The following is a 16682-nucleotide window of genomic DNA, read 5'->3' on the forward strand; positions in this document are numbered from 1 at the left end:
CGCGTCGGGGCGGGGGCGAGCGACGGCCCGGGGGGCGCGCGGGTGGGCGCCGGGAGAGGGATGCTGGCGCGGGGCCTCGTGGGTGGGCACGGTGCGTGACCGGGGTGCGCGGAGCGTCGGCTGTCGCCGGCGGCCGAGGCCCCGGGGGCGGGCGACGCGGCATATGCGACGTCGCGCCCACGGCGCCGTCGTCGGCGGCGCGCGCAACGCCGCCGTACACGCGGCGAGGGTGGTCAACTCGGGAACACGTCGCGCGAGTTGCAGGCATCCCTCGCTCCGTGCCCGCGACGTCGGCCGCTCCGTTCCCCGACGTTCAGTACGCGCCGTACCCGTCGCGGAAGACCGGCAGTTTCTCGCCGGCCTCGACCGGGACGCGCAGCCGGTTCTGGCGAGGCGGCATGGGGCAGTTGTACTGGTCCGAGAATCCGCACGGCGGGACGAAGGCGCGATTGAAATCGAGGACGACGCGCTGGGACCCGTTGTTCTGCTCGTCGCGGTGGACGAAGAGGAAACGGCCCGCACCGTAGGTGCTCGTCCCGTTCGTCGGGTCGCCGAAGACGAGGAGCAGCGTGCCGTCGTCGAAGGCGCTGAGGGTGTAGACATCGCCGTCGAGGTCCAGCCGCAGATCGCCGGGGACAACGAGGTCACGCGTGCCGCCGTTGTCCCGGATGTGCTCGAAGGGCACCGTCCTGGCGCCCTCCACCGGCTGGTAGTCGGCCTTCAGGACCCATTCGGGCCGGTACGGGAAGGTGTCGACGTGGTCGAAGTGGCGCGCTGCGGGCGAGCGGGCGTCCCAGCGGCGGAATCCGTACTCGGGACGCCCGCTGAGCGGCTCCGTGCGTTCCAGGGTCGTGAAGGTCTGCCCCTCCCCCAGTTCCGCCCGCGCCCCATCGAGGTCGGGGCGCTCGCCCGGCGGGGCCCAGCGGGTCTCCACGAGGGCCAGATTGCCCTGCGGCGAGGTGAGGGCCGCCCGACGTCGCGCGCGCCAGTCGTCCCAGGCCGCTCGGTCCGTCGCGGTGTCGCGCGCGGTGTCGCCGGGTGCGGCCTGCGGCGCCGTGGCGTCCCCTTTCGCGCGAATTCCGTCGGTGGGGTCGGTCATGTCTTGCCTCGTTTCTCGGGTGGGAGTGGAGCCCGGCGTGGGGCGTGCGGATACGCCGCGCGGCATATGTCACGTCGCGTGCGACCTGCGCAAACGTCGCGTCAGTCGTGCGCGGCGTCGCCCCGTGCGCACCCGCTTCGGTGACTGGCTCAGGCCGGTGCCCCGCTCAGAAGAGGACGCTCGCGAAGGTGCCCGTCTCCTGGAAGCCGACGCGTCGGTACGTAGCGCGCGCGGCGGTGTTGAAGTCGTTCACGTACAGACTCGCCACGGGGGCTATGTCGCGCAGCGCGTACGTGAGGACGGCCGCCATGCCCGGAGCGGCGAGCCCCCGGCCGCGGTACTCCGGGTTGACCCAGACGCCCTGGATCTGGCACGCCTCCGGGGTCGCCGCGCCGATCTCGGCCTTGAAGACGACCTTGCCGTCGTCGATACGGGCGAAGGAGCGCCCCGCATGAACGAGTTCGGCGACGCGAGCCTGGTAGAGAAGACCGCCGTCGCCAGCGAGCGGGGAGATCCCGACCTCCTCCGTGAACATCGCGACGCAGGCCGGCATCAACGTCTCGACCTCCTCACGGCGCACGCGGCGCACCAGTGGGTCGGGAGGCACCTCGGAGGGCCGGTCGGTCGTCATCAGGGGCTGGCAGGCGCGGACCTCGCGGGCGGGGCCCCAGTACGGTTCGAGCAAGGACCAGAGCAGGCGCGTGGCTTCCGCCGGGCCGACGATGGACGAACAGCGGCGCCCCGCGCGACGTGCGCGCTCCGCGAAGGCGCGCACCGCTTCGGGCACGGCGCAGATGGGGACGAGGTTCGCACCCGCGTAGCAGAGCGACGTGAGGTGCCCGCGCTGGTACCAGCCCCACATCTCGCCACCGAGCCGCCAGGGGTCGAGACCGGCCGCCTGGACGCGGGAGGTGACGAAGGCGTTCGCCACCGGGTCCTGGTGCAGGACGGCCAGCGCGGCGTCCAGGTCCTCGGGTCCGAGGACCCGGGTGGTGGTCTGAGTCAACACGTTCGAAGCGCCTCACCGTACGGGCTACTGGTTTTGGCACTGTACCCGCCGAGAAGACGGCGCGCCCCGGGGACGGGGAGGACCGGGCCGAGCGGCCCATGGGGCGCGAGGCGACGACGGCACGCTGCGACAAGCTGCGGCGTGGCATATGCCTCCGCTATACGCCATGTCGCCCTGGCCGGCGACTGAGCGGCGCGACTCCACGCGGCTTCGGCCACCCGCCGCACGCGGCGTGGCATATGCGACGTCGCGTGCGACCAGGCACGATGCCACCTACGCGACGTCCAGGAAGGGCTGTCGGCGCCGATGGACGACCACGCCACAGCACCGTCACGCACGCAACGAAGGCCGCACCGCACACCGCGCACAACGGCGTCGGCGCGCCCATGCCCAGGGGCGCACGGTGCCGCGCGCCGAGCATCGGCGCGGCCGACACCGCCCGGGCATGGGGCGGCCCGGGGGCGCCACGTCCCCGGACCGTCGGCCGGACGACTCAGCTGACCGAGACCTCGGGCTCGCCGGAGGTGATGCCGTCGGCCTCCATCTGGGCGGCGATCTTCTGCGCCTCGTCGATGAGGGTCTCCACGATCTTGGACTCGGGCACGGTCTTGACGACCTCGCCCTTGACGAAGATCTGGCCCTTGCCGTTGCCCGAGGCGACGCCGAGGTCGGCCTCACGGGCCTCGCCGGGACCGTTGACGACGCAGCCCATGACCGCCACGCGCAGCGGGACCTCCATGCCTTCGAGCCCCGCGGTGACCTCGTTGGCGAGCTTGTAGACGTCGACCTGGGCGCGCCCGCAGGAGGGGCAGGAGACGATCTCCAGGCGGCGCGGCTTGAGGTTGAGGGACTCCAGGATCTGGAGGCCGACCTTGACCTCCTCGGCGGGCGGGGCCGAGAGGGAGACGCGGATGGTGTCGCCGATGCCCTCGGCGAGCAGGGCGCCGAAGGCCACGGCCGACTTGATGGTGCCCTGGAAGGCGGGGCCGGCCTCGGTGACGCCGAGGTGGAGGGGGTAGTCGCAGGCCTGCGCGAGCTGGCGGTAGGCGTTGACCATGACGACGGGGTCGTTGTGCTTGACCGAGATCTTGATGTCGCGGAAGCCGTGTTCCTCGAAGAGCGACGCCTCCCACAGGGCGGACTCGACGAGCGCCTCGGGCGTCGCCTTCCCGTACTTCTGGAGCAGCCGACGGTCGAGCGACCCAGCGTTGACGCCGATCCGGATCGGCACGCCCGCGTCGCCCGCGGCCTTGGCGATCTCCTTGACCTTGTCGTCGAACTGCTTGATGTTGCCGGGATTCACTCGGACCGCCGCGCAGCCGGCGTCGATGGCGGCGAAGACGTACTTCGGCTGGAAGTGGATGTCCGCGATGACGGGGATCTGCGACTTGCGCGCGATGACGGACAGCGCGTCGGCGTCGTCCTGCGTCGGGCAGGCCACACGCACGATCTGGCAGCCGGAGGCCGTCAACTCGGCGATCTGCTGGAGCGTCGCGCCGATGTCGGAGGTACGCGTGGTGGTCATCGACTGGACGGACACGGGGGCGCCACCACCGACGGGGACACTCCCGACCTGGATCTGCCGGCTCTTCCTGCGCTCGGCGAGCTGGGTAGGAACGGACGGCATTCCCAGTGAAATCGCAGTCATCTGCAGTGCAACCCCAACGTGTGGATATCGGTCCCGGAATCCTCGGGCTCCGTCACCCGAGATTACGTCACTACCGGATCGGGGGAACACGGACCCGCACCGGGTCACCTGTTCGTCGGTCGCGCGCCACCCGCCCGCCGCCGCACGGACCACGGCGGTACGTCGCCTACCGCCTCGTCACTGTCGTGCACGGCGCCACGTCGCGCGGCGGTACATCGCGTCCTGAGGCTGCCGTGCCGTCGCACGGCGCGCTACGTCGCGTGGCGTATGCCGAGTCGTGCACGGCGCGCAAGGCGGCGTACGTCGCGTGCCGCAGGCGCGGGACGGCGCCTCGTACGTCGCGTACCGCAGGCCCGGACGCGGCGTGCGCTACGTCGCGTCGTGGGTGGGCACGGCGCCCCCTACACGTAGCGGAACGGGGAGCGCGTCGACGCGACGTGGCATATGCGACGTCGCGTGTGACCAGGGACGATGCGCGGCGCGCCGCCGCGCGAGGACGGGGCGCAGCAAGCCGCCACGTCGCGCCCCCAGCCGCACACGTCACACCCCCACAGGCACACGTCCCGCCACGTCTCCACACGGCGCGACGCCTGCCCGCCACCGCAGCGGCGCGCCCGCTGCCGGGCGCGCCGCTGCGGATCAGGTGATCTTGACCGGGTTCACCAGGTCGGCGATGAACACGAGGAGCGTGAAGCAGACGAAGATGCCCGCGACCACGTACGCCACCGGCATCAGCTTCGCGACGTCGAAGGGGCCCGGGTCGGGACGGCGGAAGACGCGGGCCGTGTGGCGGCGTACCGCCTCCCACAGCGCGCCCGCGATGTGACCGCCGTCGAGGGGCAGCAGGGGCAGCATGTTGAAGAGGAACAGGGAGAGGTTGAAGCCCGCGACGAGGAACAGCATCATCGCGATCTGGTTCTCCGGCGGGATGTCCAGGGTGAAGACCTCGCCGCCCACGCGTGCCGCGCCGAGGACGCCCATGGGCGAGTCCTGCTTGCGCTCCCCGCCGTCGAACGCGGCGTTCCACAGGTCGGGGATCTTGGAGGGCAGCGCCAGCATCGACTGGACGCCGTTCTCCATCATGGTGCCCATCTGGTCGACGGACTGCCCGAAGGACTGCTTCACGATGCCGGAGGCCGGCGTGAAGCCGAGGAAGCCCGCGGTGACGTACTGACCGTCCACGACGCCGCCGTCGCCGTCGGTCTTGGCGACCTGGTTCTCTATGACGTCGGCGTGGAGCGTGCGTCGCGTGCCGTCGCGCTCGATCGTGATCGTCGCCGCGCCCTGGGAGGCGCGGATGCGGGACTGGAGGACGCCGTAGTCGTCCACGGACTGCCCGTTGTACGCGACGATCTTGTCGCCCGGCCTGAGCCCGGCGGCCTTGGCGGGCGCCGGGGCGTCGCCCTTGGCGCAGGTGTCGCGGTTCTCGCTCTGGTTGATGACGCAGTCGGAGACCGTGCTGACCGTGGTGGTCTGCGTGTTCAGGCCGAAGGTCATCATGACGCCGAAGAAGATCGCGACGGCGAGGACCAGGTTCATGAACGGTCCCGCGAACATCACGATGACGCGCTTCCACGGCTTGCGCGTGTAGAACATGCGCGTCTCGTCGCCGGGTTCGAGTTCCTCGTACGCGGCGGAACGGGCGTCCTCGATCATGCCGCGCCAGGGCGACGTGGAGCGCGCCTCGACGCGTCCGTCGGGTCCCGGCGGGAACATCCCGATCATGCGGATGTAGCCACCGAGCGGCACGGCCTTGACGCCGTACTCGGTGTCGCCCTTCTTGCGCGAGAAGAGCGTCGGCCCGAAGCCGACCATGTACTGCGGCACACGGATGCCGAAGAGCTTCGCGGTGGACAGGTGCCCCAGCTCGTGCCAGGCGATCGAGAACAGCAGCCCGATCACGAAGACGACTATGCCGAGGATCGTCATCAATACGGTCACGCAGTGGCCTCCACTGTCGCCTTCGCAGCCAGTTCGCGCGCCCGGGCCCGTGCCCAGGTCTCCGCGTCGAGAACGTCCTCAAGCGTCAGGCGGGTTCCCGTCGCGGGCGTGCCGTGCTCGGCCACCACGGCGGTCACCGTGTCCATGATCGCGTTGAAGGCGAGGGCGCCCTTGAGGAAGGCGTCCACACATTCTTCGTTGGCGGCATTGAACACCGCCGGAGCCGTCCCCGCGAGCCGCCCCACGTGCCGGGCGAGTCCGACCGAGGGGAACGCCTCGTCGTCGAGCGGGAAGAACTCCCAGGACGACGCGGTGCTCCAGTCGAATCCGCGCGCGGCGTCGGGCACGCGCGCGGGCCAGCCGAGGCCGATCGCGATGGGCCCGCGCATGTCGGGCGGCGTCGCCTGCGCCAGCGTCGAGCCGTCCACGAACTCGACCATCGAGTGCACGTAGGACTGCGGGTGCACGACGACCTCGATGCGCTCGAACGGAATGTCGTAGAGGAGGTGCGCCTCGATGACCTCCAGGCCCTTGTTGACGAGGGTCGCTGAGTTGACGGTGATGACCGGGCCCATGGACCACGTCGGGTGCGCGAGCGCGTCCTGCGGCGTGACGGTGGCCAGCTCGGCCCTCGTACGGCCGCGGAAGGGGCCGCCCGACGCCGTGACCACGAGCTTGCGCACCTCGGCGCGCGTGCCGGCGGCGAGCGCCTGGAAGAGCGCGGCGTGCTCGGAGTCGACGGGAATGATCTGGCCCGGCGCGGCGAGTTCCTTGACGAGGGGGCCGCCGACGATGAGCGATTCCTTGTTGGCGAGCGCGAGGGTGCGCCCCGCCTTGAGCGCGGCGAGCGTCGGGGCGAGGCCGATCGACCCGGTGATGCCGTTGAGGACCGTGTGGCACGGCGACGCCGCGAGATGCGTCGCGGCGTCGGGGCCCGCGAGGATCTCGGGCAGCGGCACCGCGCCGTACTGCGCGGAGAGCGCCTCGCGCAGCTGCGGCACGACGTCCTCGCGCGCCACCGCGACATGGTCCACGCGGAGGCGGTACGCCTGCTCCGCGAGCAGGCCGACCCTGCCGCCCGCCGCAGAGAGCGCCGTGACCCGGAAGCGCTCCGGGTTGCGCAGGACGAGGTCCACGGCCTGCGTACCGATGGAGCCCGTGGAGCCGAGCACGACGATGTCGCGGCGTCCCGGCGTGGCGTCGTAGCGGAGGTGGGGGTCGGCGAGTGCAGCGGGACTGTCGGTCATCCCCCCATTCTCGCCATAAGACCTGTGCGAGCGGACAGCGCGTCCCGGAAGTCACCCGGCGGGCGGCGTCCAGATGTAGGGCGTCGTCGTCGTGAGCTCCAGGAAGCCGAGGCGGCGCAGGATGGGCGCGCTGTCGGCGCTCGCGTCGACCTGGAGGTATCGGACGCCGCGTGCGGCGGCGATACGGGCGCGCGCGGCGACCGTCGCGCGGTACAGGCCGCGCCCCGCGCCACACAGCAAGCATTCGTACGCACCAGAGCACGGCGAAGTCCGTGCCGCGGACGAACTCCGATGCGGGAGGCGTGGAGGGGGGTCGGGGGTGGGGGTGTCGCGGGGGATGTCGCGGTGGGGGGTGGTGCGGCGTGGGGCGTCATGGCGTCGGGCGGTTGCTCGGAAGGTGTCGGGGCGGGAGTGGCGTCCGGGTCGGCTTCGACCAAGAGGACCGTCAGGGTGTCCGGCGACGTGGCCAGGGTGCGGTGGAGTTCCTCCGCGTGGGCGTGGGGCTCGCCCCAGATCTCCTCGTTCATGGCGTCAATGGCGCGGAGGTCCGCGAGCGAGGTCGCGTCACGCATCCGGAGCCCGTCCGGCAGGCGGGGTTGGAGCCGGGCGACGTCCTCCGTACGGCCCACGAAGACGGTCTCGGGCTCCTCGGGGACGAAACCCGCGGCGCGGAGCCTTGCGGGCAGGTCCCGCTGCGCGTCGTGGCCGCGCGTCTTCCACTCGGTCTCGATGCCCAGCCCGGCGTACCTGTCGCGTTGTCTGGCGATCAGCGCGTCGAGGGCGTCGCCCTCGACGCCGAGGTCTCTCGGGCCGGTGATGTAGCCGGTCTCGATGCCGGTGAAGCGCACGAGGGCCCCGTCGCGCTCGACGCGTGCGCGCGGGTCGGAGAACTCGTTCTCGCCGCGCAGTTGCGCGTCGTAGGCGGCGAGGAGGGTGCGGCGGAGTTCTTCGTCCGTCGGGGAGGGGCCGGTCGGCGTGGGGGTGGGGTGCGGTCGCGGTGCGTGGCTCATGGAGGGCGAGCTTGGCGGGTGGGACGGGGCCCGGTCAAAGGATTTAGGCGGTACGCGGCTCCTCCGTGACGACGTCGCGACGTCGCGACGTTTCCGCAGGTCACACGCGACGTGGTGCGGGTCACGTCACGACGTGGCGACGGGGCGTGCGGGTGACGTCGCGGCGCGGCGGTGCGGGGCGCCGCGGTGGTGGTGACGCGACGTCGGGGCGGGGCCGTGGCGCGGTGCGAGGGCGACGTAGCGCAGTAACGCGGGAGTGGGGGCGCGACGAGGCGCGAGGGGCGCGTAGCCCTGTGGGGGCGCTGCGGCGTGGCGCGGGCGCCGCGACGTAGCGGGCGCCCGCGCGCTCCGCCGCGACGCGACGTCCGCGCCGTGCGCGGTTGCGCCGCACCAGGTCGCGCGGACGCCGCGCAGTGGCGGTCGGGGGGCGGTGCGTGCCGTCGGGCCCGTCAGAGCTGGACGCCGGTGAAGACCATGATCCGCTCGTACGTGTAGTCCTCCATCGCGGAGCGGACGCCTTCGCGTCCGACGCCGGAGAGCTTGGCGCCGCCGTACGGCATCTGGTCGGCGCGGTAAGACGGCGCGTCGCCGATGATCACGCCGCCGACCTCCAGGGCGCGGTGGGCCCGGAACGCCGCCTGGACGTCGTGCGTGAAGACGCCGGCCTGGAGGCCGTACTTCGAGTCGTTCACCGCGGCGTACGCCTCGTTCTCACCGTTCACCTTGATCAGGGAGAGGACGGGGCCGAAGACCTCCTCGCGCGCGAGGGTCGTGTCGGCCGGGACGCCGGCGAGGACGGTGGGGGCGTACGTCGCGCCGTCGCGCTCGCCGCCGGTCAGGAGCGTCGCACCGGCGGCAACTGCCTCGTCGACCCAGGACGCCACGCGGCGCGCGGCGTCCTCGCTGACGAGAGGACCGACCTCGGTCACCGGGTCGGACGGATCGCCGGTCGCCTGGGCCTCGACGGCCCTGACGACGCGTGCGGCGAGACGGTCGTAGACGGTGGCGTCGGCGATGACGCGCTGCACCGAGATGCAGGACTGGCCGCCCTGATAGTTCGAAAACGTCGCGATACGGTTCGCGGCCCAGTCGAGGTCCGCGTCCGAGGCGTAGTCCGCGAGGACGACGGCCGCGCCGTTGCCGCCGAGTTCCAGGGTGCAGTGTTTGCGCGGGACGGAGTCCATGATCGCGTAGCCGACCTTCTCCGAACCCGTGAACGAGATCACGGGGAGCCGCTCGTCCTGGACCAGGGCGGGCATACGCTCGTTCTCGACGGTGAGGACCGACCAGCTGCCCGCCGGAAGCGCCGTCTCGGCGAGGATCTCACCGAGGGCGAGCGCGGACAGAGGCGTCGCGGGAGCGGGCTTGAGGACGATCGGCACACCGGCCGCGAGCGCGGGGGCGACCTTGTGGGCGCACAGGTTGAGCGGGAAGTTGAACGGCGCGATGCCGAGGACGACGCCGCGCGGGAAACGCCGCGTGAGCCCGATGCGGCCCTCGCCGCCCGCGTCGGTGTCGAGCCGGAGCCCTTCGCCACCGTTGAAGCGCCGCGCCTCCTCGCTCGCGAAGCGGAAGACGGAGACGGCGCGCCCGACCTCGCCGCGCGCCCACTTGATGGGCTTCCCGTTCTCCGCCGAGATCAGCCGCGCGATCTCCTCGGTCCGCTCCGTGAGCCGCTTCGCGACGTGATCGAGCGCGGCGGCGCGTACGTGCGCGGGGCTCGCGGCGAACTCCTCCCGGACCGCGTACGCGGCGGCGACCGCCTCCTCGACCTGGGCCTCGGTGGGGACGGCGGCCTTCCCGACGAGACGGCCGTCCCACGGCGAGGTGACGTCGAACGTGGTCTCGCTCGTGGCCGGGCGGCCGGCGAGCCAGAAGGCATGGGTGGAAGTCATCGCGAATCCGGCCCCTTCGCAGTGCGGTGGTGGGTGTCTGCGTACGCCGCGTGCCGCGACGTCGCGAGGCGCTACGCCTCGGCAGAGCCACGGTAGGCGCCACGTCGTCCCCCGTCGTTTGTCCGCCGCGTAGCGTCGGCGGAGCGGGATGCACCGTATTGGCGATAGGCGGGGGCGACGCGCGGGGCGTGATCGGCGGCAACGGCGTGACGTGACCGCTCCGGAGGAGGGCGGCGCGACGTGGTGCGTCAGGTGATCGAGCGGGGCGTCGGGAGCGCACGACGCGCGACGTGAGGCGGCCACGTCGCGCGCGGCGGAGGACGCCACGGGCGCGCGGCGCCGCTGCGTGTGGGCGCTTCCGACGCGACGTACGGCGCGATGTCGCGGCGTTACCCATCGCGACGTCGCCGACCTGACGCGTCCTCGCGGTGCCGCGTCACGTCGCCGCGTCGCGCCATTCCGCGCCACGTCGCGTCAGGCGATACCGCCCGGCACCGTCGTCGCCTTGAGCGCCAGCCAGAGTTCCATGCGTGCGTCGGGGTCGTCGAGGGAGCGGCCGAGGATCTCCTCGACGCGGCGCATCCGGTAGCGGAGGGTGTGCCGGTGGACGCCCAGTTCGGCAGCGGCGGCGTCCCACTGGCCGTGGTGGGCCAGCCACGCGCGGAGGGAGGCGACGAGGTCGCCGCGCCCCGTCGCGTCGTGGTCGCGCAGGGCGCGCAGGAGGCCGTCCGCGAAGGCGCGTACAGCGTCGTCGGCGAGCAGGGGGAGCACGGAGCCCGCCGCGACGTCCTCGTGCTCGACCAGCGTCCGGCCGCGGCGTCGCGCCACGGAGAGCGCCTGCTCGGCCTGCTTGTACGCGGTCGCGGCGGCCACGGGGCCCGAGGGCGCCGAGAGGCCCATGACGAGGGCGCCGTCGGAAGTGTGCGTCCGGCCCGTTCCGGCGTCGCGGGCGCGGTCCGTTTCCCCGGCGTACGTCGCGCAGGCGTCGGCGACGGCGCCCTGGTCGACGGCGAGAAGGACGAGGCGGTCGCCTTCCCGGACGACGAGTACCGGCTCGCCGGCGCGGACCGCGGCGGTCTCCACGCGTTCCACCATGGCCGCGAAGGGGTCCGTCGAGGGTTCGGGCGACGCGACATCCGCGGCGGGAGCGGGATGGCTCTCGGGGGTCGGGGCAGCGGACGTGGCGCGCGGCGTGTGGTCGGGGGACGTCGCGCGCGGCGTGACGGCGGGCGACGTCGCGGGCGGGCGCTGCGCGGGCGACGTCGGGGCGACGATGACGAGGCGGAACGGTGCGTCGAGGAGCGCGCCGTAGAGGTCGCCCGCCGCGGCGCGCGCGTGTCCCGACTCACCGGCGAGGAGCATCCCGAGCACGGCGGCACCGATGCGCTGCTCGGCCGCATGGAAGGCCCGTGAGCGCTCCGTGGTGAGGGTGAGGAGGGAGATCGCGGCGTGCAGCGAATAGCGCTCCGCCGTGCCGAGGGTGCCCTCCGTTCCGACGGCGAGGGCCGCGCGGGGGCGGCGGGCCGCGCCGAGCGAGTGCAGTTCGACCCGGTCCTCCGCGGCGGCCACGACGGCGCTCGCCGGCGCGGGGCGGTCGCGCAGGCGGCGCACGTCGGCGGTGAGGCGCGCGGCACGTCGCGTCGCCCACTCGGGCGCGGCGGCGACGACGGCGCCCGAGGCGTCGTAGACGGCGGCCCAGCCGTTGAGCTGCGCGGCGAGCGCGCCGATGAGCCCTTCGGGGCCTTCGGCGAGTGTTTGCCTGGTGAGTTCGCGCTGCGCGGCGAAGCCCGCGGTGACGGCGCGGTACTGCTCGGCCGCGATCGCCGCCGAGACCGCCTTCGTGATCGCCAGGAAGGGGGTACGTCGCGGCACTTCGAGCAGGGGCAGCGACTCCGCTTCGGCCGCCTCCACGAGCGCGGTGGGCACCGTGTCGTAGTTCACGCCCCGGCCGAAGCCCAGGCCGGCGACGCCAGCGCGCGCCAGGCGCTGGACGTAGGGACGGACCTCCTCGGGGTTCTCGGCGTCGAGGGTGAGCGCGGTGGTCAGAAGCAGCTCTCCCCCGTTCATGTACGGCACCGGATCGATCAGCTCACTCACATGCGCCCAGCCGACAGGGGTGTCCAGGCGGTCCGCTCCGGCCAGCACGGTGAGCTTGAGCGCGGAGTGGTGGACGAGTGAGGCGAGCGTGGGCGGCATGGGACCTTCCAGGTGTCGCGTGGAGATCACGCGCAGGTGATGCTGCGTTCTTGGCCGTCGCGTACGAGGAACGCCGTCAAGTCTGCCTCACTGTATGCATGGGGTGGCAGGGGTGGGACGGGGGTGGCGACGGGGCGGGGGGTGAGGGCACAGGGAGGTGCGTAGCCGCGACGGAGCGCAAGGGGATGTCAGCGCGCGGGACGTGCCGATGGGCGGCGCGGGCGGCGCGCCGCGGCGCCGGGAGTGGCGCGCCGCGACGTGGCGCGACGTCGCGGGCTCGACGGCGCGGCGCCCTGCTCCGGGCACGTGGCTTCGTCCACGGGTACCCGCTGCGTCCCTACGTCCCGTACATGTCACGAGGCGCCGCCGTACCGCGCGCCCACATCGCGCACACGCCCCGTCGTCACGGCTCCGGCGCTCCGTGTGGCGGCGTCGCGCGTGCCGTTAGTGGCGGAGATCGACCAGCAGGGGCGGGGCGTGTTCGCCCCGTACCGTCGTGAGGGAGACGACCGCGTGTCCGGGGGGCAGGGCGTGGGCGAGTTCGGACGCGGACCACCGCTCGCGTTCCACCTGGCGCACCGTGACCGACTGCGCCGTCGGCGCCTTGCCGGTGATCGCCTTCCGCAGGAAGTGGCTGACCTTCGTGAGGGGCTCGTCGGCGACGATCTGCCGGTCCGTGACGTCGCGGATCTCGCGCCACTCCGTGCCCCAGGCCGCAGCGAAGTCCTGTCCGTCCCTGGGCGCGACCCCCGACAGCGCCATGCGGCACCCGGCCGCGCCGAGCAGCGGGCCGCGCAGCTCCTGCGGTACGTCGTCGAGCGTGCGCAGAGCGAGGAGGACGCCCGCGTGGGCCGAGCGGAGCGACTGGATGCCGCGTACGGCCTCGGCCGTCACGACACCGGCGGCGTCGTCCAGCACGAGGCACGCGAAGAGCGAGAGGTCGCCGCGCACCAGCACGCTGGACGTGAACTGGGCGAGGACCAGCCGCGCCAGGACCCGTGCGGCGTCGGGGTGGCTGCGCGCGGGCAGCTCGATGCGCACACGCACCGGGTGGTCGAGTGCGCGGAAGGAAAACGGCGCGCCGTCGCCCGAGGTGTCGAAGAAGTCGGCGAAGGCAGGACGGTCGAGCAGCGCGAGCCGGTCCGCGAGCAGCGGTGCGGCGTCGCCGGGCTGACCAGCCTGACGCTCGCGCGACTCGACGTCGCGCAGCAGGGCGCTGTGCCCGCCCGCGTCGAGGGCGGCGCGCAGCGCGGCGAGGTGCGTCGGCGAACCGTCGAGGAGGAGACGCAGCTCCGGAACGGAGGGGAAACGGCCGTGGACGGCGCGGAAGGGGCCCAGTACCTGGGCGAGGACGGTACTGGGACGGCGCCCCGAGCTGGATGCCTGGGGGAGGTCGCCGACCAGGGCTTCGGCGAGGTACGTCGCGGCTTCCTCCGCGTCGTGGGCACCGCCGTAGAGGTCGAGGTCGTAGACGGAGTCGGGGTGGCCGAGGCGGATGACGATGTCGTAGTCGTCGCCGCGTCCGAGCGCCGCGCCCTCCACGCCCACCACGACGACCGCCGCGCGGCCCGCCAGGGCTTGCAGGCACAGCGCCTCGGCGACAGGCCGGACGAGCGCGCCGGTCTTGCCGGAACCGGCGGGGCCGACGGCGACGAGGGACGTGGCGAGGAGCTCCGAGCCGAGCGCGAATCCGGCGGTGCGGTACGCGTAGGGGTTGCGCGCGTCGTCCAGGGTCGAGCCCAGGCGGACCTGGCCCGTGACGAGATCGTGCGGCACGGAGCGGGCGGGCAGGTCGCGTCGGCCGGACGGGTGCGGGAACGCCGCGGCACCGTCGCGGAGGATGCCGTGCCGGAAGGTCTCGGCGGGCAGCTGTCCGGACTGCACGGAGCGCCAGGCACGTACGAGCCGCGCGTGGTCGACATCGCGCAGCCGGCCCGCGTACGCCTCGTCCGCGAGCCTGTCGGCCACCGCGTGCTCGCCTGCGGCACGCAGCTCCGGCCACTGGGCGGGGTCCTCTTGGGGGGTGGGCGCGGGAGGCGGAGCGGCTGCCCTGCCGGCTTCGCGACGGGTGCGGGACCAGGGGGAATACCGCCGCCAGAGCTCGGGCCAGCGGCCGAGGCGAGCGACCATCACCGCGACCAAAGCGGCGACGAGAACGATGTAGGCCCAAGAAACGTAAGCGGCGCCGGTGGATTGCGACTCCAGAGGCGTCGTTTTGAACAGCACAGTAAGCGGCGCCTGCCACCAGTTTCCCCACAGATAGCCGTTGTACAACAACGACCAGAACAGCCACCCCACCAGCAAAGCGATCAGCGCACCGCTGACGAGTTGCCGCCCCGGCGTCTGCTCCGGCTCGACCTCCGGCCGTGGGCGGTGGCCGAAGCGCCAGATGCCGGGGAGGGCGGGCGGGCGCGGCGTACGGAGCCAGTCGAGGAAATCCGCTCCAGGCGGCCCGCCCGGTGTGCTCCCCCAGGGAGGGGCGCCGGGGGCACGCGTCGGCGCAGGAGGCAGCACCCGCGAGTCGTACGGGGCCGGTCGCCCCTGCGGGGGAGTCGGCGCCGTCACCTGAGGCGGTGGCCCGGCGGGGCGCGGCGGCACAGGGGGAGCTTCGCCGCCGCGACGCGCGTCTGGCACCCAGCCGGCCCCGGGCGGGACTTCGGGAGCGGGCGGCACCGACGGTCCGGAGGCGGCCGGTGGCCTTCCGGGCGCGCCCTCGTTCCCGGACGCCTGCGATCCGTACGTGCCGTCCCTGTCCATGCCCAGCCCCCTGACCTGCCGGTCCGTCGTACCGTCTCGCGCGGCGCGGGTCGATCATCGATCGCAGCTCAATCTAGTGTCCCCAAGCCAGCCCGTGGACGACGCACACGAGTTGCACCCGAATTTCGGCTGCGGCAGGTCGCGCCGCGCACCGCGCACCGCGCACCGACGTCGCAGCCTCCCACCGCGTGCCGCACGCGACGTGGCGCACGCGACGTGGCACGCAACACCGACGCCTCGAAGCCAGCGCCCGCCGCCACCCCTGCTCCACTCAGCCCCACCCCGGAGCCTCCTCACTCCACCAAGGACAACCGACACGTCCCACTTCTCCCGAACGGCGCATCCCGTCCCGGCCTCGCGCCCCCTAGCCTGCGAACAGACCCCGGCGACGAGCGGGAACACCGTCCGCGACGGCGCGCCGCATCCCCCAGCCCGGCAGGCGGACGCCACGCGTCCGCGCCCGGGAGACGGGCAGCCGGGTCGGCAGCACCCGGATCACGGACCCCCAGGACACCCAGGAGCCCTCATGAGCGCCATTCCGCAGGAGCGCCGCGTCGTCACGGCCATCCCCGGACCGAAGTCGCAGGAAATCCAGGCACGCCGCGCCGCCACCGTCGCGGCCGGCGTCGGTTCGACGCTGCCCGTGTTCGCGGCGCGCGCCGAGGGCGGCATCCTGGAGGACGTAGACGGCAACCGCTTCATCGACCTCGGCTCCGGCATCGCGGTCACCACCGTGGGCGCGAGCGCCGAGGCCGTCGTACGTCGCGCGAGCGCGCAGCTCGCCGACTTCACGCACACGTGCTTCATGGTGACGCCGTACGAGGGCTACGTCGCCGTCGCCGAGCAGCTCGCCGAGCTCACCCCCGGTGACCACGCGAAGAAGTCCGCTCTCTTCAACTCGGGCGCCGAGGCGGTCGAGAACGCCGTCAAGATCGCCCGCTCGTACACGAAGCGCCAGGCCGTCGTCGTCTTCGACCACGGTTACCACGGCCGGACGAACCTCACGATGGCGCTCACGGCCAAGAACATGCCGTACAAGGAGGGCTTCGGCCCCTTCGCGCCCGAGGTCTACCGCGTGCCCGTCGCCTACGGGTACCGCTGGCCGACCGGCCCGGAGAACGCGGGTCCCGAGGCCGCCGCGCAGGCGATCGACCAGATCACGAAGCAGATCGGCGCGCACAACGTCGCGGCGCTCATCATCGAGCCGGTGCTCGGCGAGGGTGGCTTCATCGAGCCCGCGAAGGGCTTCCTGCCCGCGCTGCGCGAGTTCGCGACGGCGAACGGCATCGTCTTCGTCGCCGACGAGATCCAGTCCGGTTTCTGCCGTACGGGACAGTGGTTCGCGTGTGAGGACGAGGGCATCGTGCCCGACCTCATCACGACCGCCAAGGGCATCGCGGGCGGCCTCCCCCTCTCGGCCGTGACGGGTCGCGCCGAGATCATGGACGCCGCGCACTCCGGCGGTCTCGGCGGGACGTACGGCGGCAACCCCGTCGCGTGCGCCGCGGCACTCGGCGCGATCGAGACCATGAAGGAACTCGACCTCAACGCCAAGGCGAAGCGCATCGAGGAACTCATGAAGGGGCGCCTCGTCGCGCTTCAGGAGAAGTACGAGGTCATCGGGGACGTGCGCGGGCGCGGCGGGATGATCGCGGCCGAGTTCGTCAAGCCGGGCGGCAAGGCGCCGAACCCGGAGATCACCGCCGCGATCGCGAAGGCGTGCCACGCCGCCGGCGTCCTCGTCCTCACCTGCGGCACGTACGGCAACGTCGTCCGCTTCCTGCCTCCGCTGGTCATCGGCGAGGACCTCCTCAACGACGCGCTGGATGTCTTCGAGCAGGCGCTCGCCGCGTCGGTCTGACCAGGGCGACGCGGCGCCG

General features: G+C 72.9%; 10 protein-coding genes. 1 reads left to right on the forward strand and 9 read right to left on the reverse strand.

Going from position 1 to position 16682, the window contains the following annotated elements:
• Positions 1 to 313: 313 nt before the first annotated feature.
• The 9 genes from SSBG_RS06225 to SSBG_RS06265 all read right to left on the reverse strand — a co-directional run bounded on the left by SSBG_RS06225 (position 314) and on the right by SSBG_RS06265 (position 14802).
• Positions 314 to 1099 (reverse strand): DUF1684 domain-containing protein, encoded by a 786-nt coding sequence (locus SSBG_RS06225; protein WP_008745357.1) that lies wholly within the window; start codon positions 1097 to 1099, stop codon positions 314 to 316.
• A 166-nt stretch (positions 1100 to 1265) separates the two neighbouring features.
• Positions 1266 to 2108 (reverse strand): GNAT family N-acetyltransferase, encoded by an 843-nt coding sequence (locus tag SSBG_RS06230; protein WP_008745358.1) that lies wholly within the window; start codon positions 2106 to 2108, stop codon positions 1266 to 1268.
• A 493-nt stretch (positions 2109 to 2601) separates the two neighbouring features.
• On the reverse strand, positions 2602 to 3756 hold the full coding sequence (gene ispG / locus SSBG_RS06235) for a flavodoxin-dependent (E)-4-hydroxy-3-methylbut-2-enyl-diphosphate synthase (protein ID WP_078491228.1): 1155 nt from the start codon (positions 3754 to 3756) through the stop codon (positions 2602 to 2604).
• A gap of 639 nt (positions 3757 to 4395) precedes the next feature.
• Positions 4396 to 5697: a M50 family metallopeptidase gene (locus SSBG_RS06240; RefSeq protein WP_008745360.1), complete on the reverse strand. Its 1302-nt coding sequence runs from the start codon at positions 5695 to 5697 to the stop codon at positions 4396 to 4398.
• Positions 5694 to 6944 carry a 1-deoxy-D-xylulose-5-phosphate reductoisomerase gene (gene dxr / locus SSBG_RS06245; RefSeq protein WP_008745361.1) on the reverse strand — a complete coding sequence of 417 codons (1251 nt, stop codon included), beginning with the start codon at positions 6942 to 6944 and terminating at the stop codon, positions 5694 to 5696. Before dxr ends, SSBG_RS06240 begins: the two co-directional genes overlap by 4 nt.
• 51 nt (positions 6945 to 6995) lie before the next feature.
• Entirely contained in the window at positions 6996 to 7184 is a 189-nt protein-coding gene (locus SSBG_RS32485) for a hypothetical protein (protein WP_050776729.1), read from the reverse strand.
• A gap of 1219 nt (positions 7185 to 8403) precedes the next feature.
• Complete coding sequence (locus tag SSBG_RS06255; RefSeq protein WP_008745363.1) at positions 8404 to 9849, reverse strand: aldehyde dehydrogenase family protein; 1446 nt, start codon at positions 9847 to 9849, stop codon at positions 8404 to 8406.
• Between the two features lie 474 nt (positions 9850 to 10323).
• Positions 10324 to 12045 (reverse strand): PucR family transcriptional regulator, encoded by a 1722-nt coding sequence (locus SSBG_RS06260; protein ID WP_008745364.1) that lies wholly within the window; start codon positions 12043 to 12045, stop codon positions 10324 to 10326.
• A gap of 444 nt (positions 12046 to 12489) precedes the next feature.
• Positions 12490 to 14802: a hypothetical protein gene (locus SSBG_RS06265; RefSeq protein WP_008745365.1), complete on the reverse strand. Its 2313-nt coding sequence runs from the start codon at positions 14800 to 14802 to the stop codon at positions 12490 to 12492.
• A 526-nt stretch (positions 14803 to 15328) separates the two neighbouring features.
• On the opposite strand from SSBG_RS06265, the gene gabT reads away from it, so the two are divergent.
• Positions 15329 to 16663, forward strand: coding sequence for a 4-aminobutyrate--2-oxoglutarate transaminase (gabT, locus tag SSBG_RS06270; protein WP_008745366.1), 1335 nt, complete (start codon positions 15329 to 15331; stop codon positions 16661 to 16663).
• Positions 16664 to 16682 lie beyond the last annotated feature (19 nt).

The sequence above is a fragment of the Streptomyces sp. SPB074 genome, from assembly GCF_000154905.1.
Taxonomy (GTDB): domain Bacteria; phylum Actinomycetota; class Actinomycetes; order Streptomycetales; family Streptomycetaceae; genus Streptomyces.